Genomic DNA, 15,737 nt, shown 5'->3' on the forward strand with positions numbered 1-15,737 from the left:
TTTCGCAAGCGCAATGATTCTATCTCTGGCTGCGTTCTCCTGCCTTCACCTGTTGCGTGAATTCCAGCGATCGATTGCGCGGAATGCTGAGTGACTTCCATTCTGCGGCCCTGAAATGCTTTGCAAGGAACACGATCTGCCCACAGTGGTAGGCATAGTGGGCGATCTGGCGATTGATTGCCTGCATCACCGAATGCTTCTCGCCGCGTATCATGACAATTCGCGTCAAGTCGTCGCCGCTTAGCGGCTCAAGTGCAGCAAAGACCAGTGCCCACGCATCCTGCCAGCACTTCATGATCTCGGCGCGGGTTACCGGCGGATCCATGAATTCGCAGTCGCGGTTGCGATCGGGCTTCTCTCCGTCGCTGGTCAGAAAGTCTGTCCAGCGCGATCGCATATTGCCCGTCATGTGTTTCACAATGAGTGCAATCGAGTTCATTTCCGGGTCTAGGACTTGCAGCAGGTCATCATCCGAGACCTGTGCCATCGCACCTTCCGCCATCTTCTTGTAGTAGCGGAAGATTGCCAGTGAGTCCTCAATGTAAGAGGTAGTGAAGTTCAAGGCCATGCTGGAATGGTATGCCTTCAACCCCGGATGGAGTTGTACGGCAAAGTGCAATGACCTCTCTCTCGCCACTCGCTATTCCGCTCCCACTCAGCAATCAAACCTGCAGACGTAAGTGGATTTCCGTAGCCAGCTCTCGCGTACTTACGTTCAGAATCAATTAGCTCCCCAGTTCATTACGCCGAGGCGATCAGGTGCCCAAATCCAAACTCGCGCACATCTGCGTCATCACCGCCCTGCTTCTCAGTTCGCTTCCTCTGCAAGGGCAGGAGATCGAACCCAAGCACAAGTTCTTTGACGTCCCAAATGTCGCTCTGTGGTCTGGTGTCGCCGTGGCACACGCGATGGATTGTGATTCGACGTGGCAGATGCTGGATTCCGGTGCGGGGCGCGAAGTGGAATTGCCGGAGTCGCTTGCTCGCTCCCGTGTGCAGATGACCCTGTTCTCCATCGGAGTAGTCGGTGCTCAGGTCGGCGGCAGTTACCTCCTGCATCGCCTGGGATGGCATAAGGCTGAGCGTTGGACCAGTTCCATGCACATTGGTGCAACTGCCATGACGGCCATTCACAACTACGGTCTTCGTCCGCAGTACGTACCCCAGTAGGCGAATAATCCTCGTGCAAGTCATCTCTTCAGCGGGATAATAGGTGCGCCTTACCGAGGAGCGTGCCTAATGAGTTCGCCCGAGAAGCTCACCCCAACGCCAACCCAAAACGACGCGCTAGAGCACGTGGCAGAAGCTCACCAGCAACTCACAACTCTTCGCAAACGTTTGGGACAGCATCCTGAGTTGGACGAAGCCATCATGAAATTGGAACTGGCGCTCAGCGCCCTGACTATCCAAACCGGAGGCTTGTTGTAACCGCATACGGCAAAAACCCCTTCAGCCATCTCCGACTGAAGGGGTTTGCAAATTCACCGGGTCATCGTTCGAGCCTGCCCTTTTTTAGCGGCGATAACCTCCCCGCCATCCATAGCCGTGACCCCACGGACGTCCGTCGTACACTCGCCCTCTATAAGGTCCATGCCATCCATAGTGACCCCAGCCGTGACCACGTCCCATCACGACATAGTCATATCCATAGGGATAGGGATAGACATAATCCGGCGCGTAAGCGACATACGGTGCCGGAGCGGGCGTGTAAACGTAAGCCGGTGGCGGAGGTGGCGGCGGTGCGACCACGTAGCCGTAAGCCGGACGAACTCCAATTCCAACTGCCACTGAAACCTGTGCGCTTGCTCTCTGCGGGGCTGCAAGGGCGACTGCGAGAACCAATCCAAAAAGGGCTAAAACCGTTTTCTTCATCATGCTCGGATACCTCGATGCTCTATACGCATGAACCCGCTCAGCGCAAAAAGTTTCGCTTTGGAACCAGAGTTTATGTTTCGTAGCAAACTGCCTCCCGAACCATAAGTTTCAGCGGGAGCTCCTGATAGAATCCGGCGATAGATTTGGTTGTTTGCGGAGTTTGCCTTGTGAGTTTCTCGCTTGCTTTCGAAGAGTCGCGCCAGGTTCTCCTCGGTAGCTTTTCCGGACTCGTCACGGATGAGATTTTGCTCAACTCCTACCAACTCGTGCGCAACTGGATTGAAGAAAACGGACAGTATTGCAGCATTGCCGACTTCACCGCTGTAACTTCCTTCGAGGTGACACCTCAGGCCGTTCGGCAACTGGCCGCCAGTTCGCCGCTGCTTCCGAATTCATTCACAAGGATCGTGGTCGCGCCCAAGGATGAGATCTTCGGCATGGCGCGTATGTTCGAAATCCTCGGCAGCGAAAACCGTGAGGGTGTACGAGTTGTTCGCACTCTGCCCGAAGCCTTCACCGCACTCGGGATCGACGCTCCGAGTCTGCGCACGATCCACAATCTGTAATCCTTTATTCATGTCCGCATAGCGAGATCATCAAACAGTTAAATCGCGCTGTCACATGGCGCGATTTGACGTCTAGCGCGCATCTAACCCGCATCAACCCAAGACGCGGAGGCTGTCTTATGTACGTCATCACTGGAATTACCGGAAACACTGGAAGTGTTGTTGCGGAACGACTGTTGGCGGCGGGCAAGCAGGTTCGAGGTGTTAGCCGGACTGCGGGACGCCTCCAGCCTTGGATAGCAAAAGGCTGCGATCCGGCCGTAGCCGATCTCACCGACAGGGAAGCGCTTGCCGAGGCATTCGATGGAGCCCAGGGAGTCTACGTCATGATCCCTCCCGACCCAGCCGGGCCCGATTTTCGTCTTCACCAGAAAGCGGTGATCGAAGCGGTGGGGTCTGCCTTGCGTCGAGCAAAAGTGAGGCACGTTGTCACTCTGAGTAGCGTTGGAGCCGATAAGCCGGAGAAGACTGGCCCCGTGGTCGGACTTCATGAGTTGGAGCAATGCGTCAACAGCATTCCCGACGTGAACGTTCTTCATCTCCGAGCTGGATACTTTATGGAGAACACGTTGACTCAGGCAGCCATTATCCAGACACTCGGGCACGCCGCAGGTCCGCTGCTGCCGGAATTGAAGATCCCGATGATCGCCGCCCAGGATATCGGAGTCGCCGCCGCCGAAGCTCTCCTCAAGTTGAACTTCAATTCCCACAGTACCCGTGAACTGCTTGGACCTCGCGACATAACGATGGAAGAGGTTGCGTCGATCATTGGTCGTGCCATCAACCGCCCCGACCTCCAATACATTCAGGCCCCTCGCGACCAAGTGCGTGAAGCACTGATTCGAACGGGTATGCAGCCCGACTTGGCATCTCTGATTCTGGAAATGGCTGCTGCGATGAATACTGGTTTCATGAAGCCCATGGAACCCCGGAATCCGCTGAACACAACGGCAACGACGTACGAGGAATGGGTGGCGCAGAAGTTTGTGCCGCATTACCAGAGCACGCGCGTTGCGGCTTGAGGCATAGTCACATAACGATTTACGTTCAACACTAGAGGCCAGCAGTAGGGCAGCCCCAGCTCCAAAAGCTTTCGCCGCAGTTGACGAAACCCGGAGCATAGGGCTATAACACAATCATCGTGATCGTTTGCCGCCATATCTGTCGCGCTTGTGCCTGCTGTTGTTGCGGGGCGCGGCCCTCTGGCGAAAACGAGATCGTGAATTAGGCGTCACTTAACACAAGTTCACGAACCCGCCGCCAGACACCCTGGCAGGCGGGTTTTTTATTTTCACCAAATCACTGTTGTGGCGCATCGGTAAATTGAGCCTCGCGTGGATTTCCCTAGAGCGACAACATCGCGAATTCGCCCGCAGGCATACAGTTGCGGTTCCGCCCAAGGCGGGCCAGAGGAGATGAAATGGCAATTGCAAACAGCGTAACTGAGTTGATTGGAAAAACTCCGCTGCTTTATCTGAACAAGATCGCCAAGGGCACTGCGGCCCGCGTGGCCGTGAAGCTTGAAAGCCACAATCCGCTCGCCAGTGTAAAAGACCGTATCGGCGTTGCACTGATCGAAGCTGCCGAGCGCGAAGGTCGAATCCAGCCGGGCAAGACCGTCCTGATCGAGCCCACCAGCGGCAACACTGGAATCGCTTTGGCTTTTGTTGCTGCTGTAAAAGGGTACGAGCTGATCCTTACCATGCCTGACACGATGAGCCTTGAGCGTCGTGTATTGCTCCTCGCTTTCGGTGCGAAGATCGTGCTCACGCCCGGTCCCAATGGTATGAAGGGTGCCGTCGCCAAAGCTGAAGAGATCCTGGCAAACACTCCCAACGGCTACATCCTGCAGCAATTCAACAATCCCGCTAATCCCGAAATTCACTACAAGACCACTGGCCCAGAAATCTGGAACGACACCGATGGTAAGGTCGACATCCTCATCTCCGGCGTAGGCACCGGCGGAACGCTCACCGGCGTGGCTCGCTATATCAAGGAGCGCAAGCCCGAATTCAAGGCGATTGCCGTTGAGCCCACCGACAGTGCAATTCTCTCTGGAGGAAAGCCTGGACCGCACAAGATTCAGGGTATCGGTGCTGGTTTCGTGCCCAAGGTTCTCGACACTCATCTGATCGACGAAGTGGTCCAGGTTTCCAACGATCAGGCACTCGAATTTGCGCGTCGCCTGCCAAAGGAGGAAGGTCTGCTCGTCGGCATCTCAGCCGGAGCCGCAGTCTACGCTGCTGTGCAGGTGGCTAAGCGTCCAGAGAACGCGGGCAAACTGGTCGTCGCAGTTGTTCCAAGCTTTGGCGAGCGTTACCTCAGCACCGTTCTCTTTGAGGAACTGCGCAAGGAAGCCCAGGCACTTCCGACTTCTCCTGTTCCCGAGCCCGTCGCGCCCAAGGCATAACCGAAGAGCATTGCAATGAAAAGTCCCAGCAGTTTGCTGGGACTTTCTACTGTACTTGCAATCCTGAGCGAAGCGAAGGATCCCTGCAGAGCGTAGCATCTCCGCTGCGGCCCAAGGTCACTAACCACCAACCGTGTTGCCTACCCTCGCGAAATCCTCATCCCGCCCCACGCAAGCCCTGAGCCGACCACTGCCATGTGAATCACGGAACTCTGCAATTCTTCCCAATGCTGCGAAAGCACGCTAGGCGCGCCTGCCGCCCCGCAATTCCCGAAGTGCGCAACATTCGCATAGTGGTCATCCGGCGCAATCGAGGTTCGCTTGCAAACGTTCTCCAGCATTCGCAAATTCGCCTGATGTCCAATGAACACCTGCCGCCGTTTCTCGTCTTGGGGCAGGGAAGCTTGCAGGCTCTTCACCAAGTTCGTCGTGGTGCGGATCGCAAACACCTGCACGGCATGTCCATCTTGCGCGAAGTGTCCGCCAGTAGGAATCGTGATCTGATGCTGTCCCGCCGGATCGCATCCAAAGCTTGTTTCAGAAATCACCGACGACGCTGGCACCCGGGCCGAGACAATAGCCGCCGTCGCTGCATCTCCAAAGAGCACGGCTTGGCGACGGTCGGTGTAATCGATGCTGCGTGTGAAAGTCTCGCAGTTGACCACCAGAACGAAGTCCGGCAATGCTTCTGGCTTCATCTGGTCGAGGATATGGATCTGAGAAGCAAAGGTCGAGCAGGCCGACTGCAGGTCAAAACACTTTGCCGGGATTCCCAGCGCATTCGCTACTCGGCTCGAGTCAGCTGGAATCTGCATTTCGGGCGAGCACCCGCCGGATACGACCATTCCGATTTGCGAGGCTTCCAATCCAGCACGCTTCAGCGCCAGTTTCGCAGCGTTCACGGACATCTGAGTTGGCGTCGTATGTGCCGCTTCGGCTGCTGCTCGCGGATCGCGATTATGCGTTGCGCGTAGATAGTCCAGTGGCAGGGTAGTGCGACGTTCAACGATGCCGACGCGATCCTCGATCCATTTCGCGTCCACTCCAATTTCGAGTGCGGTAAGGAAATGATTATCGAGAACTGTTTCGGGATGGAAGTGTCCAACGGCGTGGAGGTACAGCAAAGCGTCTCCTGAACCCGCTAGGTTCTCTGCTGCACACTGGGCAACCTAGGAGCATTGCCGGTCCATGTCCTGGGGATTGGGATCGGACTCGGTTAAATGCTTTCCAGCAGCTTTACAGCGGGTATAAACAGAGTCTAGCGGAGTGCCGACTTTCGAGCAAATGAACAAACCTGTGTAGGGCCCATCCTCAACACCTTCTGACAAAACTATTACGCTCCCCCTCATACGCCATTTCATCTTCATGTCAAGCGCAGATCGCGGCATTTATGCCGGGGTTTTCAACACGAATGTGGAAATGAAGGTGTAAAAGCGGGAGGAACGTTCTTCAAACCTCTTGTACAGAGGGGCTTCTCCAATTTGCACACATTGCAGTGCACCTCTGGATATGTGCAACATTGTGCTTTAGGACGGGGGCAGAGCTTCCGTCTTCCCGAACTGAGTTCGCCACATTCGCAATTGCATCTTTGGGCTACTCTGCTGTTTAATGTTCGTCCCACGCTCTTCACGAGTGTTTTTCGCCCGACTAGCGCAATTTCATGAAGAGGTGGTAACATAAATTGTCTGGTGGATGGCTCTTTCTCGCCTCCCCTCTTCAACTTTCCACACTGCTCATTCGTCATTCTTATTACAAACTGCTGAGAATCAATAACATAACTTAACAAAAAGAATTGTTGACCTTTCGCCCTGTAAGGTTTTAATGTACGAGTTGTCGGTAGCGCCGCAGAGAGATGAGCGGTTCAATCGTTTCTTTTTAGCCCAGATTCAAGGGTGTAAGGCCCCTCCAAGTAAAACCGAGATTCATAGGGAGGTCGTTCTCCTTGCGCGTTCTGGAGTCTCAGGACCGATTGATTGCGTCATCTTCTGCAATGGGCTGAGCTGTTCTCAGATTGAGCGACGGACCTCAGGTACTTTGCATCTCAAACTGAGGGTCTGCAAAGCGAACGACCGTCCAACTGCGCACTCACGTCAGGCAGTCTTGAATCCTGGATATTAGCAAGTCGCAGGTCAGTACAAAGGAGAAGTCATGCGTTCAGACAAAGTCTTCGAAGCTTTACACACGCTGCAGAATCGGTATATGCTGTGCCAAATTGCTTCCAAGGCAACACGTAAGTTTCACAAACCGAATACCCGCATTCAGGACACGACGAATGATGTTCTGAACCGCATCTCCGATAACGAGCGCTCCAATGTGATGGCGGAGCCGGTAGGTGCAAAAGACGCCCAGCGGCGCGCGGCATAACGGCTGAAGTGGATCCTTACCTTGCGGCGGTCGCAATTTGCGACGGCTGCAAGGGAGCAGCCTCTCAGAAAGAATCGCATCAAAATCCATAAAGCACTGATAAGAGAGTTTTCTGGTTTGCAGCATCTGTAACGACCCATCCGGCCATCGTGACCGTGTATATAGGCCGGCTCCCATCCAAATGGTTGCTTGTTAGCAGAGCCACGATTAACAGTAGCCACATTTCCCGCGCTTCGGGCGCACCCGATTCCCCCCTCTCGAACATTCCGTAGGTGGACATGACGATCGCTGAACTCAAAGAAAAGAACATTACCGAGCTGACCAAGATAGCTCGCGAGCTCGACCTCCCCGGTGCGAGCGGACTCCGTAAGCAGGACCTGATTTTCAAAATCCTGCAGGCCCAGAGCGAAAAGGAAGGACATATATTCGCCGAAGGCGTTCTGGAGATCCTCCCCGACGGTTATGGTTTTCTCCGCTCCCCTGACTACAACTATCTTCCCGGCCCCGACGACATCTATGTCTCGCCCTCGCAAATCCGCAAGTTCGATCTGAAGACAGGCGATACCGTCAGCGGCCAGGTCCGTCCGCCACACGAAGGTGAAAAGTACTTCGCGCTCGTCAAGATTGAGGCTGTCAACTTCGAGTCTCCTGACGAAGCCCGCAACAAGATTCTCTTCGATAACCTCACGCCGCTCTATCCGCAGGAGCGCCTGAAGCTCGAAACCGTGCGCGAGAACATGAGCGCCCGTGTCATGGACATGCTGATTCCGATCGGCAAGGGCCAGCGCGGATTGATCGTTGCTCCTCCGCGTACCGGTAAAACGATGCTATTGCAGAACATCGCAAACTCCATCACCTCCAACCATCCCGAAGTTGTGCTTATCGTTCTGCTCATCGACGAACGCCCCGAAGAAGTCACCGACATGCAGCGCTCGGTCAAAGGCGAAGTTATCAGCTCCACCTTCGACGAACCCGCAGCACGCCACGTGCAGGTGGCCGAGATGGTGATCGAGAAGGCGAAGCGTCTTGTCGAACACAAGCGTGATGTAGTGATTCTGCTCGACTCCATCACCCGCTTGGCGCGCGCTTACAACACCATCGTTCCGCCTTCGGGCAAGGTCCTCTCTGGCGGCGTTGACTCTAACGCGCTCCAACGTCCGAAGCGTTTCTTCGGCGCAGCTCGCAACATCGAAGAGGGCGGCTCGCTCACGATCATCGCCACAGCGCTTATCGAAACCGGCAGCCGTATGGATGACGTGATCTTCGAAGAGTTCAAGGGCACCGGAAACATGGAAGTCATTCTTGACCGCAAGCTCAGCGATAAGCGAGTCTTCCCGGCCATCGACATCCAGCGTTCTGGCACGCGTAAGGAAGAACTGCTTCAGCCCAAGGAAGACCTGCAGCGAATCTGGGTCCTCCGCCGTGTTCTCAATCCGCTCTCGCCTGTCGAAGCGATGGAATTGCTCATCGACAAGCTGAGCAAGACGCGTGCAAACGGCGATTTCCTCGCGAACATGAGCAGTCTGTAAAGTCTGTCTTGCAAGAGAAAAAGCGCCCGGCTTCGGCTGGGCGCTTTGTTTTGATAATGAATGTTGATGATCGACTTTTCTGAAGCGGCGCTACAAACTCGCGCCTATCTTTTTCGCTCTCCGCAGTACTCGTGCTGAAACCTTTGGCTTCTCTTTCTGCCCAGCCAATCCAATCCAGAGTTTTGCCACCGTGTGTGCACCTAGACAATCCGCTGCCGATCGCAGAGCCTTTGGAGCTCCGGTTGCGATACTCATGAACATTTTTGGCGCGGCCATCGAAGCAATCAGCACGGCTTTCCTGGGACGTTCCTTCGAGCGCTCGATCGGAGCCGGTTGTCCCCAAGGCCAGTATGCCGAGCTAACTAGTCTTTCAAGGAAGGTTCTGAAGACCGCCGTAGTGTTGTAGAAATTCACGGGCGAAGCCAGCACCAGCGCGTCGGCCCTGTGCACTTCTGTGAGTACCTTCATCAGGTCGTCTTGGATTACGCATTCACCGCGTACGAGGCTTTCCTGCTGTGTGCAACTGCGACAGTTACGGCAATACTCAATATGCTGGTCGATCAGGTAAATCTTCTTTGTTTCGGCGCCGTTTTCCCGAGCTCCGCTCAGTACGGCATCGACGGCCGTGTCGACGGTACCGCCTTTACGATAGCTGCCGACCACGGCAACCACGTTCTTTGCCATCGTTTTCTCCTGGATCTACATTCTACTCCGCTTGGCTTTCGCTGCTCAGTGATGCTGGAAGCCCTTGCGTAGTGCTCGCCTTTCGTTCGCTCGCCGCACAACGCGTCGACCCATGTGATACTTTGCTGCATGCTCGTGATTCCGAGTGCAGCGCTTCCCGTATAATCAACGGTTACAACTAATCCCTGCTTGTTAGGACGCATCCTTGCACATGCATGCACATTCAGGCGGCCCGCAACAGCCCCAGGGGCCCGAAGCAATTCCCGGTATTAACTCCATCATCGCTGTCGGCTCCGGTAAAGGCGGAGTAGGCAAAACCACTCTTTCGGTGAATCTCGCGCTTGCCCTCGCGCGCCTTGGCCACAAAGTCGGCCTGCTCGATGCAGACATCTACGGTCCGAACGTTCCATTGATGTTGGGTTCGAGCGGCGAGCCTCAGCTCACCGATGACAATCGCATCGTTCCTGCCGAGCGTTATGGCGTGAAGGTCATCTCTGTCGGCTATCTCAATCCGGGCGACAAGCCTCTCGTCTGGCGCGGCCCCATGCTTCACTCCGTCATCCGCCAGTTCCTCGGACAAGTCGCATGGGGCGAGCTCGACTATCTCATCATTGATCTGCCTCCGGGCACTGGCGATGTCGTCATCTCGCTCACCCAGACCGTGCCTCTCACCGGAGCCATCGTCGTCACTACTCCGTCCGACGTCTCTCTGCAGGACGCACGCAAGGCGATCGAGATGTTCAATCAGGTTCGCGTTGAACTCCTCGGCATTGCCGAAAACATGAGCTATTTCGTCTGTCCGCATTGCAATCACGAGATCGACGTATTCTCCACTGGCGGTGGCGAGCGTGTGGCCAAGCAGTTCGGTGTTCCGTTCCTCGGACGCATCGAGCTTGACCCGACCATCCGCGAGGGTGGTGATTCCGGACATCCGGTGACACTCGCTGGCGAACAGGCCAACAATGCCAAGAGCCTCTTTGCCTTCGCGCGCAAAGTTCTGGAGCGTGCCGAAGAGGTCAAGAGCAGCAGCGGCGGCAGCATTCTCAGCATCGACTAGCAACCTGCGGAGAGGCCAAGGAGACTCATGGAAAGCACCACACCAAGTACTGCGCTCAACGAGACCCCGCCCGTGGAGAAGCCGTTCGCTATCCCTTACTGGCATACCGCTGTGCTGGTCGTGGTGCTTGGTGTTTTGAGCGCGGCCAATTTCAAGACCGGTCATGGTGCTCATTCAGGCCATGGGCATATCCGAATCTACTTGGCGACCATCATCTACGAATGGCTTTTCACTGGTTACATCTGGTGGGGAGTTCGTCGCTGGGGCGGATCAATGCGCGAGTTGATCGGAGGCCGTTGGAAGACTGTCGAAGATTTTCTGATGGACGTCGCTATCGCGTTTGGCGCATGGATCGGCACACTGATGGTCATCGCTGCTGTTGCCATCGGCATGGGCATGGATCACGCAAACAATCTCGAAGACGCTCGCAAGCAGATCGGCTTCCTCGCACCACAGAGCCACTTCGAGATCTTCCTCTGGATATGCCTCAGTGCAACTGCTGGGTTCTGCGAAGAGGTGCTCTTCCGCGGCTATCTCCAAAGGCAGTTCACTCGATTGCTTCGCAATCAGTGGATCGCGGTCGTCATCGTCAGCATCCTCTTTGGCCTCGGCCATGGATACGAAGGAGCGCAACGCATGGTCCTCATCGCCATACTCGGGCTCTCGTTCGGCATAATGAGCATCGTGAGAAAGAGTCTGCGTCCCGCGATGATGGCTCACACGGTACAAGACACCATCTCTGGGCTGCTCCTGCGGGCACTTCGTTAGTCGCAGCGCTCGAAAAAATCGAAGGCATGATCATCGTCTGATGCTCATGCCTCATTTTTTTTCTTGACATGCTTTTGTAATCAACATATACAACTATGCAATTGCAACATTTGTGTTGCGATTACATCCAAGATTGTTCAAAGGGAGAATAGTCATGGCAACCAAGAAAGCTGCGAAGAAGGCCGTTAAGAAGGCTGCAAAGAAAGTCGCAAAGAAGAAGTAACAACTTTCACGAAAAAGGCTACACGACGGGGGGAGCGCAAAAGCGTTCCCCTTTAGTGTTTATGCGGACAAGATGAAATCCAAGTAGAAAGAATCATGACGCCAGATTCGGTCCCCAATCCGGTGCCCAATATCTGCCGTAGTCAGCAGATGTGGGGCTTTCGCTCTTCGGTTTACTTCTGAAGTCATCCTGAGCCGCAGACGAACGATGCCCCCGGGTGCCCCAGGTTCGGCGCGCTTCCTTTGCGCGGCTAACCTGGGATTAGCAAACTGTTCCGCTCTAGGAATCTCCCTTGGAAGCAACGCAGCGCGAGAGGAACTTCAGTCGAGAATCGTCGCCGCCGCCGCGAGTGCGGCTACCGCTGCGGTTTCGGCCCGCAAAATCGTGTGTCCGAGCGTAACGCTCTTCCATCCAGCCTCGGCAAATTGGCCCAACTCCTCATCGGCCCATCCACCTTCGGGGCCTATCGCAAATGCAATCGGTCCCGACGCCGACTCCAATGCCGCGCGGACGGTTTCACTGCGCTCGTTCTCGTTCAGAAGCAGTCGAGTTCCATCCTCCAATCCCAAAGCCGCCTTCAGCTTCATCGGTTCATCGATCACCGGAGGCTTCACTCTTCGCGACTGCTGCGCGGCCTCATGCGCAATCCTTCGCCAGCGCTCCACCCGCTTCGCCGCTGCCGAGCCGAGGTGAGCATCCGTCCTTCGCGCAATCACCGGCAAAATCCGCGTAGCTCCCAACTCGGTGCACTTCTCAATCGCCCATTCCATGCGATCGAACTTGTAGATGGCCAGCAGTAGAGTGAGCTCCCGATCAACGGCCCCGCACACTTCTTCACCCAGCGAAAACTCGAGTCGCTCATCGGACACCGACGCGATCGTTCCCGTTCGTACCACCTCGCCGCAAACAATGTCGAACTCCTGTCCCACTCGTGCCCTCAGCACGCGAGCGAGATGCGCGGCGTTTTGTCCCAGCAGGGAAGCGGTGTTTCCATTGAACTCATCAGCAATCCATCGGCGTCGTGTCATAGCTCAAGCCTAATCGAAGATGATCCTGCTTTAAAGGCATGCAACTGTGAAACACAACGAAGGCGCAGAGCCCCAGCCCTGCGCCTTCAACCTTGAAACTTTGTAACCCTGCAACTTTGAAAGTTTAACTAAACATATCCTGAAGCTTACTCAGCAGCCCTTTCTCGGGCTTATTCTCCTGCCCAAGCGTTGCTGCCAGTTGCTCCATCAGTTCGCGTTGCTGCTTCGTGAGCTTGGTCGGCGTGGTGACCTTAACTGCTACGAACAGGTCTCCGCGTCCAGTGCTGTTGAGTATCGGCACGCCCTTCTTCTTAAGACGGAAGCTCGTTCCGGTCTGTGTTCCTGCCGGAATCTCCAGCATCGCCTCGCCTTCGAGCGTCGGAATCTTTACCGCCGCACCGAGAGCCGCTTGTGCGAACGAAATCGGAATGGCACAATGCAGGTCCTTTCCGTCACGTTCGAAGAACGCATGTTCGGTAACGTGCAGCACAACATAAACGTCGCCCGCCGGTCCACCATCCAGCCCGGCATCGCCGTGCCCGTTGTACAGAATGCGCGTTCCGTCCTCCACGCCTGCAGGAACCTTCACCTGCATCGAGTGGCTCTTGGTTACCACTCGCTGGCCTCGGCACTGCGTGCACGGATTCTCAATCATCGTGCCCGTGCCCTGGCATACCGGGCAGGTCCGGGCCACGCTGAAGAATCCTTGCTGATAGCGCACTTGGCCACGGCCATTGCACTGTCGGCATGTGCTCGGAGCTTTACCTCCAGTCGCGCCGGTTCCGTGACACGATTCGCACTGCTCGTGCCTTCGGATCGTGACTTCCTTCTCGACGCCGAACGCAGCTTCTTCGAAGGAGATCGTCAGGTCTTCGCGAATGTCGGCGCCGCGCTGTGCACGAGAACGACGACCGCGCCCGCCACCACCGCCGAAGATGTCGCCGAAGCCGAACATCTCTCCGAAGAGATCGCTGAGGTCGACTTCCTGGAAACCGCTAGCCGACGCTCCGCCACCATTCGTGAACGCATCGTGGCCAAAGCGGTCGTAAGCCGAGCGCTTCTGCTGATCGCTCAGCACCGAGTATGCCTCGCTGCATTCCTTGAAACGTTCTTCGGCTTCCGGATCGTCAGGATTGCGGTCCGGATGATACTGCAGCGCCATCTTGCGATAGGCGCTCTTGATTTCGGTATCTCCCGCCGTGCGGGTTACGCCGAGCACTTCGTAGTAATCGCGTTTTACGTTCGTAGCCAGTGCTTAAAAGACCGCCGTAGCGGTCTTCCTCCTTGGCGCAAGTGCGCCGTTTCCAAAATTACTTGCTAGAGTTCTGAGCCACGCGAACCATCGCGGGGCGAAGCACACGGTCTCGAATCCGATAGCCGCGTTGCAGTTCGTCCAAGACATGATGGTCCGGCACCTCATCTGTATCGACCATCTGAATCGCCTGATGCAGGTTAGGATCAAACGGCTGTCCTTGAGCAGCGATGGGTTCCACACCGAGCCGGGTTAGCACATCGTGGAATTGACGATCAATCAGCTCCACTCCTGCCCGCAGGTCTTCTACGCTAGCGCCTTCGGTCTTCGCCGCACGCTCCAGGCTGTCGAGAATAGGCAACAACTGCTTCAAAGTGTCTGTGAGCGCGTACTCCCGGAATTCCTGTTGCTCGCGTGCGTTGCGCTTGCGGAAGTTGTCGAACTCCGCTTGCAGGCGGGCCAGTCGATCTAGGTAGAGCGCGTTTTCCGACTTCAGCTTGTCGATTTCAGAAGGTTGCTGCACGGTCGTAGTATCGTCCGCTGCCGTACCCTCTTGAAGTTCGTGCTCAACATCTACTGGGGTATTCTCAATATCTTTTTCTGCCATGAGTCTATTATTCCGAATCGTTTAACACCTTGTCGAACAGCCGCGCGATGTAGGAAACGGCTGTGATCGTGTTCTGATAATCCATCCGCGTCGGACCAATCACCGCAAGGCGGCCAAGGATCTCTTCGCCGCTTCGGGCCGGTGCTCCGATGAGCACGAAACTGCTCAGGTCGGGCATGGTCTCATCGAGGCCGATGATGACGCGAACTGCTTCCTGCTTCGTATCCACGTAGGAGGAAAGCAGCTCGACTACGCGGGTTTTCTCTTCCAGCGTCTTCAGCAGCACGCGCAAGCGCTCCCGGTCATTCTCTTTCGACACCAGGTTTGCTGTGCCTTCCACGAAGACGTCGACGGCCTCACCTTCGTCTGTCGCCAGTGCGCCGCTCTCATATAGCTGAGAAACCGAGCGCATCAGGCGATCATACTCACTGCGTTCCTGTTCGATGCGCCGTTCCAATTCCCGTCGCACATCTTCGATCATCCAGCCACGGAAATTGTCGTTGATGTACCGCGCTGCCAAGTCGAGTTCCGGCTGAGTTACATCGTGCGTCAAGCGCAGCACGCGATCATGAACTACGCCACTCCGCGTAACTACAATGGCTAGTGCCTTACCTTCTGTCAGCCGCTGGAAGTGAACATGCTCAAGAGCTTTGCGAGGCCCAGCCAAGGTCATCGCGACACCCACGCCCGAAGACACAAGTGAGAGCACATGGGACGTTCGCTCCATGAATTCCTGAACGTCGTTTACACCCTGGAAGTAGCGCTGGATTACGTGCTCGTCATCAGGTTTGAGGCCTGCTTGGCCCGAAAGCTTCTCCGCGTAGTAGCGATAGCCTTCGACGGAAGGAACTCGACCGGAAGAGGTATGCGGCTGCGAGAGTAGTCCGGCGTCGGCAAGGTCGGCCATTACATTGCGGATCGTTGCCGCACTCAGCCCCTCGCGACTGTTGCGAGCCAACGTGCGCGAACCCACAGGCTCACCTGTCGAGATGTAGGTCTCGATGATGGCTGTCAGGATCTCCTGCTCACGTCTTCCGATGCTCGCCATTGCCTGTACCTCACCGGTTTACCGGCCCCTTATCCCCCGGTCGCGGTCATGTCTTTTAGATGCAGTAGCTTAAATTCACGATGCTGATGCTGCCGTTCTGGAGTGAGGGGGACAAAGATATTTTAGCAAAGCTGGCTCAAGTTTGCGACGAGAGAGGCCGCTCCAGCGATTAACAATGTGGTAAATCGATTGCGAACAGTATGTTTGCAAACTGAATAATGCTTTCAGTGCGGAAGCAAATCCATTATCTCGAGAGCTACTGGTTTGACCTTCAGGCATTAACTGGATGTGCAATCTTCTGGCTGTTGATGCGGTTACCGGAAACT

The 15,737-nt window shown here is 55.7% G+C and carries 17 protein-coding genes; 9 read left to right on the forward strand and 8 right to left on the reverse strand.

The window, feature by feature from the left end; translation table 11 throughout:
* Nucleotides 1–19 precede the first annotated feature (19 nt).
* Nucleotides 20–619 carry a DUF1572 domain-containing protein gene (locus AC6IZD_RS05060; RefSeq protein WP_497786597.1) on the reverse strand — a complete coding sequence of 200 codons (600 nt, stop codon included), beginning with the start codon at nt 617–619 and terminating at the stop codon, nt 20–22.
* Between the two features lie 140 nt (nt 620–759).
* Between AC6IZD_RS05060 and AC6IZD_RS05065 the strand changes: the two genes are divergently transcribed.
* Nucleotides 760–1,170 (forward strand): hypothetical protein, encoded by a 411-nt coding sequence (locus AC6IZD_RS05065; RefSeq protein WP_497786598.1) that lies wholly within the window; start codon nt 760–762, stop codon nt 1,168–1,170.
* Between the two features lie 69 nt (nt 1,171–1,239).
* Nucleotides 1,240–1,428 (forward strand): hypothetical protein, encoded by a 189-nt coding sequence (locus tag AC6IZD_RS05070; protein ID WP_497786599.1) that lies wholly within the window; start codon nt 1,240–1,242, stop codon nt 1,426–1,428.
* 84 nt (nt 1,429–1,512) lie between these two features.
* On the opposite strand, the gene AC6IZD_RS05075 is transcribed toward AC6IZD_RS05070, so the two are convergent.
* Nucleotides 1,513–1,875, reverse strand: coding sequence for a hypothetical protein (locus tag AC6IZD_RS05075; RefSeq protein WP_497786600.1), 363 nt, complete (start codon nt 1,873–1,875; stop codon nt 1,513–1,515).
* A gap of 167 nt (nt 1,876–2,042) precedes the next feature.
* Between AC6IZD_RS05075 and AC6IZD_RS05080 the strand changes: the two genes are divergently transcribed.
* The 3 genes from AC6IZD_RS05080 to cysK all read left to right on the forward strand — a co-directional run bounded on the left by AC6IZD_RS05080 (nt 2,043) and on the right by cysK (nt 4,851).
* Nucleotides 2,043–2,441 (forward strand): hypothetical protein, encoded by a 399-nt coding sequence (locus AC6IZD_RS05080; protein WP_497786601.1) that lies wholly within the window; start codon nt 2,043–2,045, stop codon nt 2,439–2,441.
* A 119-nt stretch (nt 2,442–2,560) separates the two neighbouring features.
* Nucleotides 2,561–3,463 carry an NmrA family NAD(P)-binding protein gene (locus AC6IZD_RS05085; protein ID WP_497786602.1) on the forward strand — a complete coding sequence of 301 codons (903 nt, stop codon included), beginning with the start codon at nt 2,561–2,563 and terminating at the stop codon, nt 3,461–3,463.
* A gap of 398 nt (nt 3,464–3,861) precedes the next feature.
* A complete protein-coding gene (cysK, locus tag AC6IZD_RS05090; protein ID WP_497786603.1) occupies nt 3,862–4,851 on the forward strand; it encodes a cysteine synthase A in 990 nt (329 codons plus the stop codon).
* 140 nt (nt 4,852–4,991) lie between these two features.
* On the opposite strand, the gene AC6IZD_RS05095 is transcribed toward cysK, so the two are convergent.
* Nucleotides 4,992–5,975 carry a 3-oxoacyl-ACP synthase III family protein gene (locus tag AC6IZD_RS05095; protein WP_497786604.1) on the reverse strand — a complete coding sequence of 328 codons (984 nt, stop codon included), beginning with the start codon at nt 5,973–5,975 and terminating at the stop codon, nt 4,992–4,994.
* 1,024 nt (nt 5,976–6,999) lie between these two features.
* On the opposite strand from AC6IZD_RS05095, the gene AC6IZD_RS05100 reads away from it, so the two are divergent.
* Complete coding sequence (locus tag AC6IZD_RS05100) at nt 7,000–7,215, forward strand: DNA-directed RNA polymerase subunit omega (protein ID WP_497786605.1); 216 nt, start codon at nt 7,000–7,002, stop codon at nt 7,213–7,215.
* Nucleotides 7,216–7,493: 278 nt separating this feature from the next.
* On the forward strand, nt 7,494–8,744 hold the full coding sequence (gene rho / locus AC6IZD_RS05105; RefSeq protein WP_497786606.1) for a transcription termination factor Rho: 1,251 nt from the start codon (nt 7,494–7,496) through the stop codon (nt 8,742–8,744).
* 90 nt (nt 8,745–8,834) lie between these two features.
* Here the strand turns inward: rho and AC6IZD_RS05110 are convergent, their stop codons facing one another.
* Nucleotides 8,835–9,428 carry a flavodoxin family protein gene (locus tag AC6IZD_RS05110; RefSeq protein WP_497786607.1) on the reverse strand — a complete coding sequence of 198 codons (594 nt, stop codon included), beginning with the start codon at nt 9,426–9,428 and terminating at the stop codon, nt 8,835–8,837.
* A gap of 211 nt (nt 9,429–9,639) precedes the next feature.
* On the opposite strand from AC6IZD_RS05110, the gene AC6IZD_RS05115 reads away from it, so the two are divergent.
* Nucleotides 9,640–10,485 carry an Mrp/NBP35 family ATP-binding protein gene (locus tag AC6IZD_RS05115; RefSeq protein WP_497786608.1) on the forward strand — a complete coding sequence of 282 codons (846 nt, stop codon included), beginning with the start codon at nt 9,640–9,642 and terminating at the stop codon, nt 10,483–10,485.
* A gap of 27 nt (nt 10,486–10,512) precedes the next feature.
* Nucleotides 10,513–11,253 (forward strand): CPBP family intramembrane glutamic endopeptidase, encoded by a 741-nt coding sequence (locus AC6IZD_RS05120; RefSeq protein WP_497786609.1) that lies wholly within the window; start codon nt 10,513–10,515, stop codon nt 11,251–11,253.
* A 543-nt stretch (nt 11,254–11,796) separates the two neighbouring features.
* On the opposite strand, the gene AC6IZD_RS05125 is transcribed toward AC6IZD_RS05120, so the two are convergent.
* The 4 genes from AC6IZD_RS05125 to hrcA form a co-directional block, all read right to left on the reverse strand.
* A complete protein-coding gene (locus AC6IZD_RS05125; protein WP_497786610.1) occupies nt 11,797–12,504 on the reverse strand; it encodes an RsmE family RNA methyltransferase in 708 nt (235 codons plus the stop codon).
* Between the two features lie 124 nt (nt 12,505–12,628).
* Nucleotides 12,629–13,756 (reverse strand): molecular chaperone DnaJ, encoded by a 1,128-nt coding sequence (gene dnaJ / locus AC6IZD_RS05130; protein WP_497787559.1) that lies wholly within the window; start codon nt 13,754–13,756, stop codon nt 12,629–12,631.
* A gap of 58 nt (nt 13,757–13,814) precedes the next feature.
* Complete coding sequence (gene grpE, locus AC6IZD_RS05135; RefSeq protein ID WP_497786611.1) at nt 13,815–14,363, reverse strand: nucleotide exchange factor GrpE; 549 nt, start codon at nt 14,361–14,363, stop codon at nt 13,815–13,817.
* Between the two features lie 7 nt (nt 14,364–14,370).
* On the reverse strand, nt 14,371–15,411 hold the full coding sequence (hrcA, locus tag AC6IZD_RS05140) for a heat-inducible transcriptional repressor HrcA (protein WP_497786612.1): 1,041 nt from the start codon (nt 15,409–15,411) through the stop codon (nt 14,371–14,373).
* Nucleotides 15,412–15,737: the final 326 nt, after the last annotated feature.

It is taken from the genome of Koromonas humicola (assembly GCF_059726255.1).